Annotated in this window: 16 protein-coding genes and 1 pseudogene; 8 read left to right on the top strand and 9 right to left on the bottom strand. The window is 41.8% G+C overall.

Translation table 11 applies throughout. The features are described from left to right. Positions 1 to 216: 216 nt before the first annotated feature. The 7 genes from HC733_RS19875 to seqA all read right to left on the bottom strand — a co-directional run bounded on the left by HC733_RS19875 (position 217) and on the right by seqA (position 8,211). Entirely contained in the window at positions 217 to 522 is a 306-nt protein-coding gene (locus HC733_RS19875) for a hypothetical protein (RefSeq protein WP_190366736.1), read from the bottom strand. 298 nt (positions 523 to 820) lie between these two features. Beyond that, positions 821 to 2,380: a dihydrolipoyllysine-residue acetyltransferase gene (locus tag HC733_RS19880; RefSeq protein ID WP_190366737.1), complete on the bottom strand. Its 1,560-nt coding sequence runs from the start codon at positions 2,378 to 2,380 to the stop codon at positions 821 to 823. Between the two features lie 9 nt (positions 2,381 to 2,389). After that, entirely contained in the window at positions 2,390 to 3,367 is a 978-nt protein-coding gene (locus HC733_RS19885) for a transketolase C-terminal domain-containing protein (RefSeq protein WP_190366738.1), read from the bottom strand. Next, complete coding sequence (locus HC733_RS19890; RefSeq protein ID WP_190366739.1) at positions 3,367 to 4,584, bottom strand: thiamine pyrophosphate-dependent dehydrogenase E1 component subunit alpha; 1,218 nt, start codon at positions 4,582 to 4,584, stop codon at positions 3,367 to 3,369. Before HC733_RS19890 ends, HC733_RS19885 begins: the two co-directional genes overlap by 1 nt. A gap of 286 nt (positions 4,585 to 4,870) precedes the next feature. Next, complete coding sequence (gene astE, locus HC733_RS19895; protein ID WP_190366740.1) at positions 4,871 to 5,905, bottom strand: succinylglutamate desuccinylase; 1,035 nt, start codon at positions 5,903 to 5,905, stop codon at positions 4,871 to 4,873. A gap of 107 nt (positions 5,906 to 6,012) precedes the next feature. Beyond that, positions 6,013 to 7,650 carry a phosphoglucomutase (alpha-D-glucose-1,6-bisphosphate-dependent) gene (gene pgm, locus HC733_RS19900; RefSeq protein WP_190366741.1) on the bottom strand — a complete coding sequence of 546 codons (1,638 nt, stop codon included), beginning with the start codon at positions 7,648 to 7,650 and terminating at the stop codon, positions 6,013 to 6,015. Between the two features lie 9 nt (positions 7,651 to 7,659). Further along, the gene (gene seqA / locus HC733_RS19905) at positions 7,660 to 8,211 is read right to left on the bottom strand and encodes a replication initiation negative regulator SeqA (protein ID WP_190366742.1); all 552 of its coding nucleotides are present in this window, start codon (positions 8,209 to 8,211) and stop codon (positions 7,660 to 7,662) included. Positions 8,212 to 8,338: 127 nt separating this feature from the next. Here seqA and HC733_RS19910 point away from each other — a divergent pair, with 127 nt between their 5' ends. From HC733_RS19910 to HC733_RS19935, 6 genes are all read left to right on the top strand, one after another. Further along, positions 8,339 to 9,103: an alpha/beta fold hydrolase gene (locus tag HC733_RS19910; RefSeq protein WP_190366743.1), complete on the top strand. Its 765-nt coding sequence runs from the start codon at positions 8,339 to 8,341 to the stop codon at positions 9,101 to 9,103. Between the two features lie 85 nt (positions 9,104 to 9,188). Beyond that, entirely contained in the window at positions 9,189 to 9,410 is a 222-nt protein-coding gene (locus HC733_RS19915) for a DUF2788 domain-containing protein (RefSeq protein ID WP_171624287.1), read from the top strand. Between the two features lie 2 nt (positions 9,411 to 9,412). After that, positions 9,413 to 9,691 carry a LexA regulated protein gene (gene ybfE / locus HC733_RS19920; RefSeq protein ID WP_171624288.1) on the top strand — a complete coding sequence of 93 codons (279 nt, stop codon included), beginning with the start codon at positions 9,413 to 9,415 and terminating at the stop codon, positions 9,689 to 9,691. A gap of 14 nt (positions 9,692 to 9,705) precedes the next feature. Then, a complete protein-coding gene (gene fldA, locus HC733_RS19925; protein WP_190366744.1) occupies positions 9,706 to 10,233 on the top strand; it encodes a flavodoxin FldA in 528 nt (175 codons plus the stop codon). Between the two features lie 108 nt (positions 10,234 to 10,341). Further along, positions 10,342 to 10,788: a ferric iron uptake transcriptional regulator gene (gene fur, locus HC733_RS19930; protein WP_190366745.1), complete on the top strand. Its 447-nt coding sequence runs from the start codon at positions 10,342 to 10,344 to the stop codon at positions 10,786 to 10,788. A gap of 145 nt (positions 10,789 to 10,933) precedes the next feature. Beyond that, positions 10,934 to 12,778: an ABC transporter ATP-binding protein gene (locus HC733_RS19935; RefSeq protein ID WP_190366746.1), complete on the top strand. Its 1,845-nt coding sequence runs from the start codon at positions 10,934 to 10,936 to the stop codon at positions 12,776 to 12,778. Here HC733_RS19935 and HC733_RS19940 read toward each other — a convergent pair. After that, complete coding sequence (locus HC733_RS19940) at positions 12,762 to 13,361, bottom strand: TetR/AcrR family transcriptional regulator (RefSeq protein ID WP_446727648.1); 600 nt, start codon at positions 13,359 to 13,361, stop codon at positions 12,762 to 12,764. The two genes, HC733_RS19935 and HC733_RS19940, sit on opposite strands and share 17 nt — an antisense overlap. A gap of 285 nt (positions 13,362 to 13,646) precedes the next feature. On the opposite strand from HC733_RS19940, the gene HC733_RS19945 reads away from it, so the two are divergent. Continuing rightward, complete coding sequence (locus tag HC733_RS19945; RefSeq protein WP_190366749.1) at positions 13,647 to 14,819, top strand: efflux RND transporter periplasmic adaptor subunit; 1,173 nt, start codon at positions 13,647 to 13,649, stop codon at positions 14,817 to 14,819. Between the two features lie 6 nt (positions 14,820 to 14,825). After that, positions 14,826 to 17,999: an efflux RND transporter permease subunit gene (locus tag HC733_RS19950; RefSeq protein WP_190366747.1), complete on the top strand. Its 3,174-nt coding sequence runs from the start codon at positions 14,826 to 14,828 to the stop codon at positions 17,997 to 17,999. An 80-nt stretch (positions 18,000 to 18,079) separates the two neighbouring features. Here HC733_RS19950 and HC733_RS23665 read toward each other — a convergent pair. Next, positions 18,080 to 18,175 (bottom strand): annotated as a pseudogene (locus tag HC733_RS23665) (IS982 family transposase); the annotation flags it as partial.

The following is an 18,175-nucleotide window of genomic DNA, read 5'->3' on the forward strand; positions in this document are numbered from 1 at the left end:
ACCATGGGTGAATAATAGCTATTAGATCACAGTAACCAACTCGATTCAAGGTTAAAAAACAGCCAATCCAGAACCAATAATCCAGTACCTGAAAAGAGTAATTCTACAGCCTCAACGCCCCATTAAGAGGCAAATGATAGTTGGCTAAAATAAGCGACGAAGGAGCAAATAGCCAACTGTTATTTGTCCTGCTTGAATGGCTTGTTATATGCCAGTTTATTCTATTTCGTCTTTGTCTAGCCTAAACTTAACGATTAAGGTTAAAATTACAGTAGGTATTTGGAGTACTAAAAACGAAGTCCATAATCCTCTCCATGATATTTCTTTATCGGGATCTACCCATGTACCGGCAACAATGAGTAACCAAACTACTAAAAAAATTAAAAAATATCCTAATGCTGATTTAAAAACAATTGTACTTTTAGGACTCATATTTGCTCTGGCATATAACAGCTTATTCTCTCCCAAAATGTCGGAATAAATACCGACAAAACGGGTCATATTACGTGTTGCCATTTTCACATGTAAAAACTTCAATGTAAACAAAACATAAGAACCGTTCCAAAAACGCACTGTCAAATTTGGACAAAACGGGCCGTAATAATGTTATTGGACAAAAAGCAAACTACTGAATATAAAAACAGTATCTTTTAACAAACAACATGCAAATTTGAGTGACTGCCCCAAGTAAATTAGAGTGACTGTCCAGCAAATCCTAACAGTGTTTACTTATCCCTTTATAAAACAGTGCACGCTGATTTTTCAATCGCTCTTTGCAATAAAAAGCCCAGCAACATGGCTGGGCTTTTAATAGAATGAGTTAGCTCATCGCCATCATCATCTTGGCAGGGTTTTCAAGGTAGGCTTTCCAAAGGTTATTAAACCTTGCGATGGTACCGCCGTCGATTACACGGTGGTCGCCCGACCAGCTCACTTGCATAATCGCTCGTGAAACCACATTACCTTTGTCATCAAAACGCGGTAGATGCTGCAATTTCCCTAATGCAACAATCGCAACTTCCGGCTTATTAATGATTGGTGTAGCAGTTGTGCCACCAATTGCGCCAATGTTAGAGATTGAAATTGTGCCGCCTTTTAAATCATTAGGCGATACTCGCCCTTCTCTTGCTGCATCAGTTAAACGCGTTACTTCTTGCGCAACCGCTACAATCGATTTGTTTTGACAGCCTTTGATATTTGGTACTAATAGCCCCAATTTAGAGTCAACCGCCATACCGATGTTATGGTCATCAAAATAAGTGATTTCGGTACACTCATCATTCACTTGCGAATTAACTATCGGGAATTCTTTGATAGCCAAAGACAGGGCTTTGATGAAAAACGGCATCATTGTCAACTTGATACCTTCTTTAGCGTATTGATCCTTAAGCTCTTTGCGCAGCGCAATGATCTCTGTTAAATCAATTTCATCACTAAATGTAAAATGAGGGATAGTTGAAACAGAGGCCACCATTTGTTTCGCCATTGCCGCTTTCATGCCGCGAATTGGTTCAACACGTGTGTTACCAGATACCGTAGTTTGCGTAGTTGCCGAGCGAGAGCTTACTGGCGTGTTAGCTGCAACACTACTCGACGCACCGCCCTCTACAAAGCGTTTAATGTCTTCTTTATAAACACGGCCATTTTTACCTGTACCAGGCACTTGATTAATATCAACATCATGCTCACGAGCTAAACGACGAACCGCAGGCGATGCAATCGCTTTGCCATTGGCAGGCAGTTGCGCTTTTTGCACTTGCTGGTTTGTAGCCTTAACAGTTTGAGCTGCAGCTTTCACTTCAACTTTCGCTTCTGCTGGCGCGTCACTCAACCCTGCGAGGCGTAGCTGAAATAACGGGCTGTGTACTTGCGCTATATCGCCCTTTTTATAGTAGAGTTTTTCTACAACACCATCATGTTTAGCTGGGATCTGCACCAAGGCTTTGTCTGTCATTACATCACAAACAGCTTGGTCTTCTTTTATTTGATCCCCTTCTGCAACAAGCCACTCGACAATTTCACACTCAACTATCCCTTCTCCGATATCTGGTAATATAAAATCTTCAAGTTGAGATGCTGATTGGTTAGATGACGAGTTTGAAGCATCTACGCTGTTACCACTGTCGTTTGCAGGCGCACTGCCAGCGACTTCCATTGCAAATAATGGTTGATGCACTTTGGCAATTTCGCCTTTTTCATAATGTAATGTGGTGATCACACCGTCATGTACTGCGGGGATCTGAACAAGTGCCTTGTCAGTCATAACATCACAAATTGGCTGATCTTCTTTAACTTCATCGCCCACTGCAACTAACCATTCGACGATTTCACATTCTACAATGCCTTCGCCAATATCTGGTAAGATAAATTCTTTTGCCATGACTATTCCTTAAAACTCTACAGATTTCTTAATCGCAGCGAATACCTTCAGTGCATCAGGTACATATTCTTTTTCAAGCGCCAGTGGATACGGCGTATCTAAACCACATACTCGAGCAATCGGTGATTCGAGGTGTAAAAAACACTCTTGCTGAATAGTTGCCGCAATTTCTGCACCAAAGCCGTTGGTTATAGGCGCTTCATGGCTCACAATAAGACGCCCTGTTTTAACAACTGACTTAGCCACTGTTTCAACGTCCCAAGGTAAAATACTACGTAGGTCAATCACTTCGCAGCTAATTCCTGCTTCTTCAGCTTTGGCAGCGGCTTGCTCAATAATTTCCATTTGCGCGCCCCACGCTAGCAAAGTAACGTCTGAGCCGGTTTTAACCACCTCAGCTTTGCCAATTTCAAGGGTGTAATCTTCTTCTGGTACTTCACCCACAGATGCGCGGTATAAGCGTTTTGGTTCAAAGAAAATCACAGGGTTGTCGTCTTTAATACACGCTCTTAGCAAACCTTTGGCTTGATAAGGATTACGTGGTACAACCAGTTTTAAACCAGGAGTGTGCGCAAAATATGCCTCTGGTGATTGCGAGTGATATAAGCCACCAGCAATACCACCACCGTATGGTGTACGTATCGTCAAGTTACCGACGTTAAACTCATTACCACTGCGGTAACGAAACTTAGCTGATTCATTTACAATCTGGTCAAAGGCTGGGAATATATAATCAGCAAACTGAATTTCAGCAAGTGCTGGTGCGCCGAACGCCGCTAAACCGTTCGCAAAGCCTAAAATCCCCTGCTCAGTAAGTGGTGTGTTGAATACACGGTGCTTACCGTACTTTTCCTGTAGGCCTGAAGTTGCTCTAAAAACACCGCCAAAATAACCCACATCTTCACCAAAAATACACGCCTGAGGGTGTTCATTCATAGTGATATCTAACGCCGAGTTAATGGCGTGTAACATGTTCATTTTAGCCATTATTTAATTCTCCCTGCTGTCACTGGATAGGCATCTGGGTGCTGCTTTATGTGCTCTTTTAATTCTTCATATTGTTTTTGCAGTGACGGAATTGGCGTATCGTATACATCCGACACAAGCTCTTCTAGCGCAGGCTTTTGCACTTTTTCTGCCACTTTAACGGCCGCTAGAATGTCTTCACGAATTTTGTCTTTCGCTGCTTCATCTTCTTTTTCATCCAACCAGCCTTGCTTCAATAGCCACTTTTTAAAGCGCTCAATTGGACAGTTTGCTTTAAATGCCGCTTCTTCTTCTTTACTACGATAACCAGAAGGATCATCTGAGGTTGAGTGCGCACCTAAACGATATGCAATCGACTCGATTAACACTGGCTCGCCTTGCTCGGCCGCAATTTTACGGGCGGCTTGCGTTGCAGCAAACACAGCAAGTGCATCGGCGCCGTCAACGCGAATGGTTTTTATACCGTAGCCAACACCGCGAGAGGCAATGCCATCGCCTTTAAACTGCTCATCCGCTGGGGTCGAAATCGCGTAGCCGTTATTACGTGCGAAGAAGATGACTGGCGCTTCATGCACGGCAGCCATGTTCAGACCTGCGTGGAAGTCACCTTCAGACGCGGCACCTTCGCCAAAGTAACAAATGGTCACGTTATCGATTTCTGACCCTAATTTGCCAGTCTCTTTGTCTATATGCTTAAGCTTTTGACCATATGCATAACCCGTTGCTTGCGGGATCTGCGTACCGAGCGGTGAAGAAATAGTCATGTAGTGCAATTCTTTAGAACCGTAATGCACAGGCATCTGACGGCCCTTACCTAAATCTTTTTCGTTAGAGAATAACTGGTTCATGAACTGCTCAAGGGTGAAACCGCGATAAGCAATTGCCGCTTGCTCACGATATTGAGCCATGATCATATCATCTTGTTTTAAAGCCGCAGCACTTGCAGTAATTGCCGCTTCTTCACCCAAGCATTGCATATAGAAGCTAACACGACCCTGTCGCTGCGCCGCTTGCATACGTTCATCTAGTAAACGAATAAAGCGCATAGTTGAATAAAGTCTTAGCGCTGTTTCTTTGTCTATGTCTGGTGCTTGCGCGCCTTCGAGTACTTCACCGTTGTCACCTAAGATAGTCAACATTGGAATATCAAGGGCATGGCTATCTATAAACTTCAACGCGTGGCTGATATTTAACGATATGTTATTGGGGTTAGTCATAACCTACCTTCTCTTGTTGTCATAACAAATTTGCAGCTATGAGGCATGTATGTACATACGCTAGTTTTGAACAGCACCAATCACATTGAATATTTTAATTATGGACTGGCAGTAGTTTGTAAAAATAATCTGTTCAGCAAATGCAAATTGATTAAATAAAAACTACCGACACTTTACGTTAACGTAAAGGGTTATTCAACTAATCCTAGATGAATAACCCTTAATTTGCATAATTATGCTTGGAAAGATTTTATTACGGCTTATTAATTTGTTTTATAACATGTAGTTATACAAATCTCTCGTCGATTTCCATAGGAATAACAGTAAGCAGAGCGCGTTGACCAAGTGCGACATTGGCATTTGGAAAAATGATAGCTTCGCCGTCTACTTCCGCTAAATATCTAGTCTCACCATCTACGGCAAGCAATTCACCTTTAGCAAACCCCGTAAAGTTTTCGGCACTATCAGGGAAGGGAAAACTAAAATCTTGTTGCGTTCTATTAATGGTGCGATGGACTTGAAACAGCTCATAATCTGATGAATTAAAATCACCAAAATCAATTTCATTTTGGCTAATTAATGCAGTTAAAGTTTCTTTTGTTTTAGCAAAGCGGCTCATATCGTTTTCGCCAAACGGCTTAACTTGCCCTAATTCAACCGTAAATGAATCTGCAGCGAATTGTTTTGAAGAAAAGTAGCTGAATGTTGTTGCCTCTGAGCGCATCATTAGCACGGTATTAACACCGCACGCGAGTAAAAACTGCAGCTGAGATTTTTTCCAAGGCTTACCATGTAAAAATGGATATACCGCAAATTTCTCATTTTTTGAACCTCGGATCGCAGTATGCAAATCATAATGACAGCGATATCTACCAGCTCCAACCGATGTAAAAAACTCACGCACATAACGCTCTAAATTAGCAGCCCGTTTGCGTTCTTCATTTTGTACATCGCTCAATGCATGTGTGCCATTAAACAATCGGTTTAAGTTTTCTTCTACAAACCGTTCACCAATATTAATCGACTTAGGGTTACCAAAAATAAAAAGCACGCGGTGCTTAAGCAGTAATTGTTCTTTAATTACTGCTTGGATCAACTCGTCACATATTTCAATCGGTGCGGTTTCATTACCATGCACTGCACTAGATAAAACAATATCTTTATTGCCATAATTACTCGGCATAAACTGAATCACCCCCGTATCTAACACATCTACCACTGTGCCATTTGCTAACGTAAATTGCTCAGGCGGTAAATGGAACTCATTGTTTCGCGTCAATGTTAAAAAATCGCCAGTGTGTTTTAATTCTTCTAGGTACATACGGTCACCAAGTTCAATGTGTGAGAGAAACTACCAATAATATAAAGGTAGAGAATATTCAGATAAAAAAAAGCCATGCAATAGCATGGCTCAATTTTGTGTATAAATTAGCGGATCACTGAGTCAACCAGTGCTTTGGCCTCTTGTTCCAACTGCTCAAGATGCGCTTCGCCTTTGAATGACTCTAGATATATTTTATAAATATCTTCTGTGCCAGATGGACGAGCTGCAAACCAGCCATTTTGCGTAACCACTTTTAAACCACCAATCGCAGCTTTATTACCAGGCGCATTAGTGAGTATTTGAGTAATCTTATCACCTGCCAGTTGATCAGCTTTTACATCGTCAGGGCTAAGCGCTTTTAATCGCGATTTTTGCTCTGATGACGCTGGCGCATCAATTCTTTTATATAAAGGCGCGCCAAACTGTGCTTCTAGCTCTTGATAACGCTGTGAAGGTGATTTACCTGTTACAGCTAATATTTCTGCCGCCAGCAGGCCTAGGATAAAGCCATCCTTATCTGTATTCCAAACGTCTCCGTTTAGCCGTAAGAATGACGCTCCTGCGCTTTCTTCACCACCAAATGCTAGCCACTGCTTGTTCAGCCCTTTAACAAACCACTTAAAGCCCACTGGTACTTCATACACTTCTCGATTATTAGCTTCTACTACTCTGTCTATCATTGCAGATGAAACCAATGTTTTCCCAATTTTTACATCACTGGGCCAATCTCGGTGAGTAAGAAGGTAATCAATAGCAACAGCTAAGAAGTGATTTGGATTCATCAAACCATCTTTGGTAACGATACCATGGCGGTCGTAATCTGGGTCGTTACCAATGCCAATGTCATAGCCATCTTTAAGTGCAATTAAGTTTGCCATCGCATATGGCGACGAACAATCCATACGTACTTTGCCGTCTTTATCAAGCGGCATAAAAGCAAACCTTGGATCAATTTGATCGTTAACAACCGTTAAATTTAGATTGTATTTTTGCGCTATAACAGGCCAAAAATTGATGCCAGAACCACCAAGTGGGTCAACACCTATGGAGACACCCGCTTTTGCAATTGCTTGCATATCTATAATATTTGCTAAGTCGTCAACATATGGCGTGATCAAGTCTTGGTACTTGATAAACCCTGAGCGTCTTGCTTTAGCAAACGAAAACAGCTCCACTTCTACCAAGTCTTCTAACAGTAACTGATTTGCTCTATCTTCAATCCATTTGGTTACATCTGTATCCGCAGGTCCACCATTAGGCGGATTGTATTTAAAACCGCCATCTTCAGGTGGATTGTGCGATGGCGTTATAACAATGCCGTCGGCCAATTCATTTGGGTTTTCTTTGTTATGGCAAACAATTGCATGGCTTATCACAGGTGTTGGCGTGTAGTCATCATTCTCTTGCGTGATCACTTGCACTTCATTGGCAACCAACACTTCGATAGCAGAGTTAAACGCAGCTTCTGATAGTGCATGCGTATCTTTTCCTAAAAATAAAGGACCAAAGATATCGTTTGCTTTTCTGTAATCACAAATTGCCTGAGTGATCGCTAATATGTGCGACTCATTAAACTTCACGTCATATGAACAACCTCGGTGACCTGATGTACCAAAAGCAACACATTGCTCTGGGTTTTGCTCAAGGTCTGGCTCATTTATGTAATAAGCAGAGACAAGTTTTGGAATATTAACCAATTGCGACTGTGTTACTGGTTTCCCAGCACCTGGATGGATTGCCATAAGATGTCCTTATAGGTAGTCTCGGATAGTTTCGGCTTGCGCTTCAGTGTAGCCTAAGCTTAATGCGACTTCATGAAGCATCATTTTCTTACGAGTCGTATTTGAGTTGGTCATCACCCAATATTCGCTATCAAGAATATTTTTTGGGTTCATACTACTACCACTTTCAAGTAACGCTTCTTTACTTTTTGCAAAATAGATCCTATCACGCCCTTTGATATCTAACACTTTATGAAAGCTTTTTTTATGAGTGCGATGTAAAGCGCAAAGAATAAACAAAAAGCGCCCAACCACACCCTTTTGCATGGCTAGTTCTTCTTTATTGAGAATATTAAATACATTAGCGTTAGATTCAACTGATTCTTTTTCAGCTTCAGCATCTTTGCTTTGCTCTGGTTGTTCAGCAATATGCGCACTTTGTGTAGAGATAGTTAAAGCTGTATTACTGTCAGTAGAGAGGTTCAATAAACGACGTAATATTTGTGAAGCACTTTCGCCAATACTTTGAGTATTACTAGCGATGTATTGATAAAGTTCGTCATCTATTTCTATTTTCTTCATGCTTTTCCTGTCATTACTGAATTTTTGTGCATCTGCTTGCGATTATATCCTGATTTCACATATTACTCTACGGCTTTGAATTTTTGCCCAACACTGGCACAATTAATCACTTAAGCTAGGAGAGAATATGTTACTTAACTACTCACAAACTGGCCATGGGCCACATGTTGTACTTATTCACGGACTGTTCGGTTCGTTAGATAATCTGAATATCATTGCAAAAGCACTGAGCGAGCACTTTACAGTAACAAACGTTGATTTAAGAAATCATGGTCAGTCTTTTCATGATGACACGATGGACTACCCTAGCATGGCCAACGACATTCTAGCTCTGATGGAACATCTAGCCATAACCAAAGCGCACTTTGTCGGCCATTCCATGGGTGGAAAAGTAGCCATGCAAGTTGCCATGTCGGCTCAGCAACGCGTAAATCGCTTGGTGGTATTAGACATTGCACCAGTTGCATACCATACTCGTCATGACGCAATCATTCATGCACTTAATGCTGTTTCTCAAAACCCACAGCTAATTAGTAGAAGCGAAGCCGATAAACTGATGGCTCAGGATATAGAAGAGCCAGGCGTAAGACAGTTTTTGCTTAAAAGCCTGACAAAAAACAGCGAAAATAAGTTTACTTGGCGCTTTAATCTTGCAGTTATAGCAGCTAACTATGATAAAATAATATCAAATATCAATGAGACTCATTCTTGTTTGTGTGATACCCTATTTATTAAAGGTAACAATTCAGACTATATTCTACCTGAACACAAAGATGCTATTGTTAGATGCTTTCCTAATGCAAAAGCAAAGGTCATTCACGGCGCGGGACATTGGTTGCATGCAGAGAAACCTCAAGCGGTAAATCGTTCAATTATTGATTTTCTTCAATAATCCGTTTGTTTTTGTGTTACGAACTTAATTTATCGTGAATGATTATGTTATAGTACGCGCCGTTTGAGTTTTTAGTAGAGCGCACATGGTCAGTCAGTTTATAAATGAATTTGAAACCTTAGGACTGTATTTCGCTTTAGCGGGGATCTTCTTTTTTATAGGAATGGCGATACAAGACGTTCTTAAAAAAGGTGATGTTCCAAAATTTGGTAGATACATCGTTTGGTTAGTGTTGTTTTTGGGCTGTTCAGGGTTTATTGCTAAAGGACTTATTCAGGTCTTCTGGCAAGGTGCAGGTGTTGGTTAGAAATGGCAAAGTCTGAAACAGATAGAACCACGATCGACTTATTTGAGAACGAAAAGCGCCCAGGCCGACCAAAAACCAACCCACTTCCTCGAGAAGTGCAATTAAAGGTTAACAAGCGCAATCAAATTAAACGTGATCGTGCAAGAGGTTTAAAGCGCGTAGAGTTCAAAGTGTCTTCTGAGCTTTACCAAGCTTTGAGTGACATGGCTGATGAACAAAATCTTAGCCGTAGCGCGTTGATAGAAACCATCTTGCAAGAGAAATTAGCGAATAACAGATAGAAGGTAAGTATTTAATGGCAAGCGTAGGTATATTTTTTGGCAGTGACACCGGCAACACTGAACACGTTGCTAAGATGATACAAAAAGAGCTAGGTAAAAAGCTTGTAGACGTCAAAGACATTGCAAAAAGTAGTAAAGAAGAAATTGCAGAATTTGACTTGATCTTATTCGGCATTCCTACTTGGTATTATGGTGAAGCACAATGTGACTGGGATGATTTCTTCCCTGAACTTGAAGAAGTTGACTTTGAAGGCAAGCTGGTTGCTATTTTTGGTTGTGGCGACCAAGAAGACTATGCTGAATATTTCTTAGATGCGATGGGCATGATCAACGACATCGTTACAGAGCGCGGTGCTATTGTTGTTGGTAACTGGTCAACAGAAGGCTACGAGTTTGAGGCTTCAAAAGCGCTTGTAGACGAGAACCACTTTGTAGGCTTGGGCATTGATGAAGATCGCCAGCCAGAGCTTACCGAGCAACGAGTCAAAGACTGGTGTGCACAGGTTTATGAAGAAATGTGCTTAGCGGAGCTTGAAGACTAACATTTTTTTACATGCTTTGCACTTAAGCGCTTAGCACGTTATTCTTAGGTAAGGCAGCGTCGTGCAATTACCTAAGATAAATACACATAATAGATTGAGACAGATTTAATGACTGATCACAACTTAGAATTAAAAAAAGCAGGTTTAAAGGTAACCCTTCCAAGGATTAAAATTCTTGAGATCTTACAATCGCCAGACAATCAGCATATTAGTGCTGAAGACGTCTATAAGATTTTGCTAGATTTAGGCGAAGAAATTGGTCTCGCGACGGTTTACCGCGTTTTAAACCAGTTTGATGACGCGGGCATCGTTTCCCGTCACCATTTCGAAGGTGGCAAGTCAGTATTTGAACTGTCAGGTAGCACCCATCATGACCATTTAGTTTGTTTAAAGTGTGGGAAGGTTGTTGAGTTTGAAGACGATGTAATTGAAACTCGACAAGATGAAATTGCCAAACAAAATGGTATTAGGCTTACTAACCATTCACTGTACTTGTATGGCGAATGTGAAGACAAAGCAGAGTGCAAAAAATTTGCTGAAGAGAATGGTAACTAATCAATAGGGTATTCTCTGATGTTATAAAGCCGGCTTATGCCGGTTTTTTTTATGCGAGCATCACCTCGCACACCCTCTTTCTTGAAAGCTAGCTATTTATTCAATGCGCGGTAAAATAACGCGTGTATTATATAAGGAAGTTGAGATGTACAAAATTTTCGAACGCTTTACCAACGCCTTTCCAAATATTCCTGTTACACAACCACCAAGCACACTCTATGCATTTTGCCGTTTTTATACAAAAGGTATGGAATGGCCGCTATTTTTTATGTCTTTAAGCGCGGCTGCGCTTGCCATGCTTGAGGTGACGTTATTTGGCTTTATGGGTGATTTAGTTGATTGGTTGTCACAGTACACGCCTCAAGCATTATTTGAGAATAAACAAAATGAACTGATTTCGATGACAATCGTTACCTTGTTTGCGCTGCCAATACTGGTGTTTGTTCATTCAACTTTATTGCATCAGAGTTTACTTGGTAACTATCCCATGGCCATTCGTTGGCAAGCACACCGATATCTCCTCAACCAAAGTATGAGCTTTTATCAAGACGAGTTCGCTGGTCGTATAGCAACCAAAGTGATGCAAACTGCATTGGCAATTCGAGAAACAGTAATGAAGTTACTGGACGTGCTGGTATATATCGTCGTTTATTTTGGCGCTATGTTAGCCCTCGTAGCTCAGGCTGACGTGCGCTTGATGTTTCCAATGTTGGGATGGCTAATTTTATATGTCACTATACAGATTTACTTTGTTCCTAAGCTAAAAAGGGTGTCTAGTGAACAAGCTGATGCTCGCTCCGAAATGACGGGCCGTATTGTTGATAGCTATGCCAATATATCCACCGTGAAATTATTTTCATACACCAAACGTGAAGAGCAATACGCAAAAGACAGTATGGATGTGTTCATACAGCCTGTATACAAGCAAATGCGCCTCGCAACCAGCCTGAATGTCCTTATTCAGACTCTCAATTACCTACTCATTTTTACCGTCGCGGCTTTATCATTGTACTTATGGTCGTTCAACGCCATTACGGTTGGCGCCATTGCGATTACAGTCAGTTTGGCACTGCGCTTAAACGGTATGTCACAATGGATTATGTGGGAAATTAGTGGCTTGTTTGAAAACATCGGCACTGTTGCGGATGGCATTACAACATTATCAAAGCCTATTGAAATTAAAGATGCGCCTGACGCTCAAGTGCTGCAATTTAAACAAGGTGCAATTAACTTCGATAATATAAATTTTGCGTACAAACGCATTGATAAAAATGCACAAAGTAATGTTATTGATAATTTATGTCTGTCTATTCAGCCTGGTGAAAAGGTTGGTATTGTCGGCCGCTCTGGTGCGGGTAAATCTACGTTAGTGAATCTTCTACTGAGATTTTACGACTTAGTAAATGGCGTAATTACGATTGACGGCCAAGATATAAGTACTGTTACGCAAGAAAGCTTACGCCAACAAATTGCAATGGTGACGCAAGACACTTCCCTGCTCCATCGAAGTGTTCGTGACAATATTTTATATGGCCGCCCCAATGCAACCGAACAAGAGCTTATCACTGCCACCAAGCAGGCCCAAGCATATGATTTCATTCAACAGCTTGAAGATGCCAAGGGTAGTAAAGGCTTTGATGCCCAAGTTGGAGAACGTGGCGTTAAACTCTCAGGAGGACAGCGCCAGCGTATTGCCATCGCAAGAGTATTGCTAAAAAATGCCCCTATTCTCATTTTAGACGAAGCGACATCTGCACTTGACTCGGAAGTCGAGTCAGCAATACAAGATAGCCTAGATACATTGATGACAGGAAAGACCGTTATCGCTATAGCGCACAGGCTATCAACCATTGCGCAAATGGATAAGCTAATCGTTATGGAACAGGGAAAAATTGTCGAACAAGGAACGCATACACAACTGCTAAACAAAGGTGGCATTTACGCAAAATTATGGGCACATCAAACGGGTGGCTTTATTGGTGTTGAGTAACACCTGTGCAAAATAGCGAGCACACTTGTTCAATTAACTCTTCAAGCGCCTTTTCATCTAAAGGCGCTTGCCACTTTATCACTTGCTCCCAAAAGGTCAGTTTTTTTAATCCGCCCCAAAAAATAGCTGCAGCGATATGTGTGTCAAATGGCCCTAAACAGTTAGCATGTGAAGCATCTTCAAACCATTGTAATAATGCCCTCTCGCAATTTACAAAGCGCTCGTTTAACGCGATTGCCTGCTCTTGAGACCTCATCGATTCGATGATCACAATACGCGATAATGTTAGGTAATCCTCATCACTGAGTAAGTTGACTGCACTTATCGCTAAGTGCTTAAGCTGAGATTTAAAATCGTAGTTGGGAATAAATTGAATAGCCGTTAATGGTTCAATTCTTGAAATGAGTAAATCAACCACGGCGTCAAATAAAGCGTCTTTATTAGCAAAATGTTTATAAAGCGTTCGTTTGGAAACGTTCGCATTGGCACTGATTTGCTCCATCGTTGTGGCTGATAATCCATTTTGCGCAAACAATGTGATTGCTGCACGCAAAATGTCTTGTTGTTTTGTTGAATAACTCACAATTGAACACGCTAATACTTGATTTGATTAGCCATATTTTAACAAAAAATTCCAAAAGATATAGTAAACGTTATCGTTTACCTTGATATTAAAAAAGTATACACTTGCGTTTACCTCGATAAAAGTCGTCCATAAATGTTTACTTTGGTATATATTGTATAAGGTAATGGACGCCCTTGAGTTGGGTGATAGTCGTGTTTGGTCACTCACAACTATATACGACGCCAAAACATAAGCATTTCAATGCAAAATAAAATTACTGCAAAAATGGGAATTGGAGTAAATATGTATCCACACTTCTTTAGTCGTGTAAAATTAATCGTAATATCTTTAAGCACTCTTGTGTTCATGTTAGGTTGCAATGACCAACAGCCTCAGTCTTCTCACCACTCAATGCCACCGGCAGCTGTAAGCATTCAAAATGTGACTAAAACAAATGTTCCAATCACAATCGAACTACCTGCAACGCTTGCTGGTAATAAAGAGGTTGAGATCAGAGCTCGTGTTTCAGGAATTGTAGAGTCGAGAAATTTCGAAGAAGGTCAAATCGTTAGTGAAGGGCAATCTTTATTTACCCTCGACTTAGACCCTTTTAAATTGGAATTGGAAAAAGCTCAGGCTCAATTAGACGCAGCTAAAGCTCAAGTTATACAAAATAAACGCGAACGTGACCGATTTGAAACCCTCACTAATGAACGTTCTGTATCGAAACGCGATTTTGACAATGCAGCATCTAATTATGACATTTCTTTGGCTAACTTGGAGTTGGCAAAAGCAGCATTGAATGAAGCGAGATTAAATTTAGAGTATGCCCAAGTGAAGGCCCCTGTTTCAGGAATTATCGGCCGAGAGCTAGTGTCTGAAGGTAGTTATGTATCTGGGCCAGAGTTATTACTAGCAGAGCTCACCGATACTACCAATATGCGAGTTCGATTCGGCTTTTCTGAGCGCGAGCAACTCAAAATGCGTCAGGATGTTGAAAACGGTAGTCTCACGCTACCAAAAAACAATGAGTTTGATGCACACATTATTTTGCAAGATGGTAGTGTTTACGCTCAGACAGGAAGAGTTAACTTCTCTGATGTTCGAGTAAACAGGTATACAGGTACAAGTGAGTTACAAGCAAAAGTAGCTAACCCTGACTCACAGCTTCGACCTGGCCAATTTGTTCGTGTGCGTTTAGATGGCGCAATTCGTCATAATGTTGTGCTGCTCCCGCAAAGAGCGGTGCTAGACAATGGCACAGGTAAGTTTGTTTATATCGCAACCGAAAATGAACAAGGTGCTCTGATTGCCCTACCCGCACCAATTGAAGTTGGTGAATGGGTTCAAAAGGACGGACAAAATTACTGGGTGATCAGAGAAGGCCTGAAGGAAGGACAAGGCGTAATAACTGAAGGTATGGCTAGAATCTTCTTCCCTGGAATGCCTGTTCAAGTGGCCAAAGAGGGAGCATAATAGCCTATGTTTTCACGTTTTTTTATAGATAGGCCAATCTTTGCGTTTGTCATCTCCATCGTTATTGTGTTGGCAGGCCTTGCAGCGATGCGAAGCTTGCCTGTGGCACAATATCCTGAAATTGCCCCGCCTGTGGTACAAGTGACCGCTGTTTATCCAGGCGCCTCCGCTGAAGTGCTAGAGCAAACCGTTGCCGCTCCCATTGAAAATGCCATCACGGGCGTTGAAGGGATGATGTATATGAGTTCAACAAGCACCAATTCGGGTGTTACAACCATCGCAGTTACATTCGAAATTGGCACCGATGTAGACCAAGCTGCAGTAAACGTTAACAACCGTGTGAAGCAGGTTGAAGCCCGACTACCTGAAGAGACTAGGCGTCAAGGGGTTGTTGTTGCAAAAGGTTCTTCGAGCTTTTTACAAGTTCATGCCTTTTATTCTCCAGATGATTCTCGTACTAGTCTTTGGACTTCAAACTATGTAACGATGAACGTGCTAGATAGAATCAAACGCATCCCAGGTACAACTAACGTACAGATATTTGGAGCGAAAGACTACGCAATGCGCATCTGGCTTCGTCCTGATATAATGAGCCAATTAGGTGTTACCGTTGAAGAAGTGTCTGCAGCGATCAGAGAGCAAAACTCTCAATATGCTGCAGGTCAAATTGGTGCAACACCTACTGCTGCACACGCACAAGAACTGGTATACAGCGTTACGGCGCAAGGGCGCCTATCTAGCGTTGAGGAATTTGAAGACATCTTAATCCGCGTTAATCAAGATGGTTCAAACTTGCGGCTTAAAGACATCGCCCGAGTAGAGCTTGGCTCAAAAGATTATAATTTTGCTGGTACAGTTAATGGCAAACAAGCTGTACTTTTGGGTATTTTCTTACAACCAGGCGCAAACGCCCTCGACGTTGCAGAGCAAGTAAAACAAGAGATAGAGCAATTAAAAACGCAGTTTCCCATTGGTTTATCGCACCTTACGGCGTATGACACCACACGTTTTGTAGAGGTTTCGATACGTGAAGTGTTAAAAACACTGGGCGAAGCAATGGTTTTAGTGTTTCTGGTGGTTTTCTTATTTTTACAAAACTGGCGTGCAACACTGATACCGACTCTAGCAGTGCCTGTTTCGTTACTTGGTACTTTTGCCGGCATGTATATGCTTGGCTATTCAATTAATACCTTAACCTTATTTGGCATGGTGCTATCTATTGGTATTGTGGTTGATGATGCGATTGTCGTTCTTGAAAACGTTGAGCGCATAATGCATGAAAAGCATGTCAGCGCCAGAGACGCCGCAATTCAAGCTATGCAAGAAGTGAGTGGTCCAGTTGTAGCTATCGTCTTGGTTTTATGTTCGGTATTTGTGCCTATTGCCTTCCTTGGTGGCTTAACAGGTGAGTTATTTAGACAATTTGCGATCACCATTTCGATTTCAGTAAGTTTATCCGGTGTCGTTGCGTTAACGATGACGCCAGCCCTGTGTGTGCTTATTTTGAAACATGAGCATAAACAAACTGCTGGTTTTTTTGTCTGGTTTAACAATCTGTTTGCAACAATAACAGCGCGATATGTTGGTACTGTTAGTTTCATGGTGAGACGCGGACTACTTGGCTTGATTCTTGTTGCTGCCATGGTTAGTGTCACTGGCGTTCTTTGGAAAAACACCCCAAGTTCCCTAGTGCCTGATGAAGATCAAGGATTCTATATTTCCGCCATATTCTTACCAGATGGTTCGTCTTTAGAGCGCACAGCGAAGGTTGTTGATGAAGTTATTGCGGCTGTTCAATCAAACCCTGCAAATGAAAATGTAGTTGCCTTTACCGGTTTTGACTTTATCGGAAATGGCTATAAAAATAGTGCTGCAACCATGTTTGTCACACAAAAACACTGGGATGAACGTGATGTAGATACTAAGTCGCTGGTAGGCGAACTATACATGAAAACCGCACATATCAATGAAGCACTGGTACTCGCTTTCAACCCTCCTGCTATTTTTGGACTCGGAAATACCGGTGGTTTTGAAGTTTATCTGCAAAACAAAGGCGCTGGCGGCCATGAAAAGCTTAAACAAGGCATGCAATTGTTGATGGGTGAAGCACAAAAAAGTCCAGTACTTGCCAGCTTGCAAACTTTATGGCGCCCTGATGCGCCGCAATTAAAAGTTAAAATGGACAGAGAACAAGCTAGAGCGATGGGCGTTAACATCAATAGCGCCTTTAACGCACTTGCTGCAAACTTAGGGACCTATTACGTCAACGATTTCAACAAGTTTGGCCGAGCTTGGCAGGTGCTACTATCGGCAGAAGCTGAATTTAGAATGTCTCCTGAAGATGTTGGACGTATATACGTAAAAAACAACCATGGAGATATGGTCCCTATTTCCGCATTTACTGATATTGAGTATAGCCGAGGCCCAGAAACGCTTGAACGCTATAATAATTTGTCTGCTGTTAAGCTATTAGGAGAAGCCGCACCTGGATATAGTTCAGGTCAAGCGATTGCAGAAATGGAGCGTATTGCACGTAAAGTGTTACCACCTGACATGAGTTATGATTGGACGGGCTCTGCATACCAAGAAAAACAAAGTTCTGGCACGACTGGCCTTGCGCTTGGTTTGGCTGTCATTATGGTATTTTTGATTTTGGCTGCCCTGTATGAGCGCTGGTCACTGCCCTTTTCAGTTCTCCTAGCTTTACCTTTCGGTACATTTGGCGCACTAGTCTCTATTTGGGTCGCAGGACTGACAAATGACGTCTACTTCCAAATTGGATTGGTAACTCTACTTGGTTTAGCCAGCAAAAATGCCATCTTGATTGTTGAGTATGCGCTTATGAAACATCAGCAAGGTTGGAGTGCCAGCGCAGCTGCCTTAGAAGCCGCTCGCCTAAGATTCAGACCAATTATTATGACTTCACTGGCTTTTATCCTTGGTGTAGTTCCCTTAGTGCTGAGTTCAGGTGCAGGAGCTGGCGCTCGTCATAGCGTAGGAACCGGTGTTATGGGAGGGATGATGGCTGCAACATTCTTAGCCGTATTTTTTGTACCGCTATTTTTCTTCTGGTTGACTAATAGACGACTGACAGAAAAACGCTCAAGGCAGCAGCTCGCTGACGAAATCGCGCAACAGCATAATAAAGAGCACGTTGATACCAAAGAAGGTTTAGCATAAAGCTAACAAGGCGACCCACAGGAGGTCGCCTTTTCTTTGGAAACTATGTTTACATAATTAACCTGAGATCTGTATAAGAACTAAAGCCGAGTAACCTTTATGCTCGGTTTCTTTGCTTGAAAAGTATAAGCGATGAGGCCTGCCATCAAGTTCACCATAAATGAAATACAGCTACG

Origin of the sequence: Pseudoalteromonas sp. S16_S37 (assembly GCF_014694405.1) — a bacterium.
GTDB lineage: Bacteria > Pseudomonadota > Gammaproteobacteria > Enterobacterales > Alteromonadaceae > Pseudoalteromonas.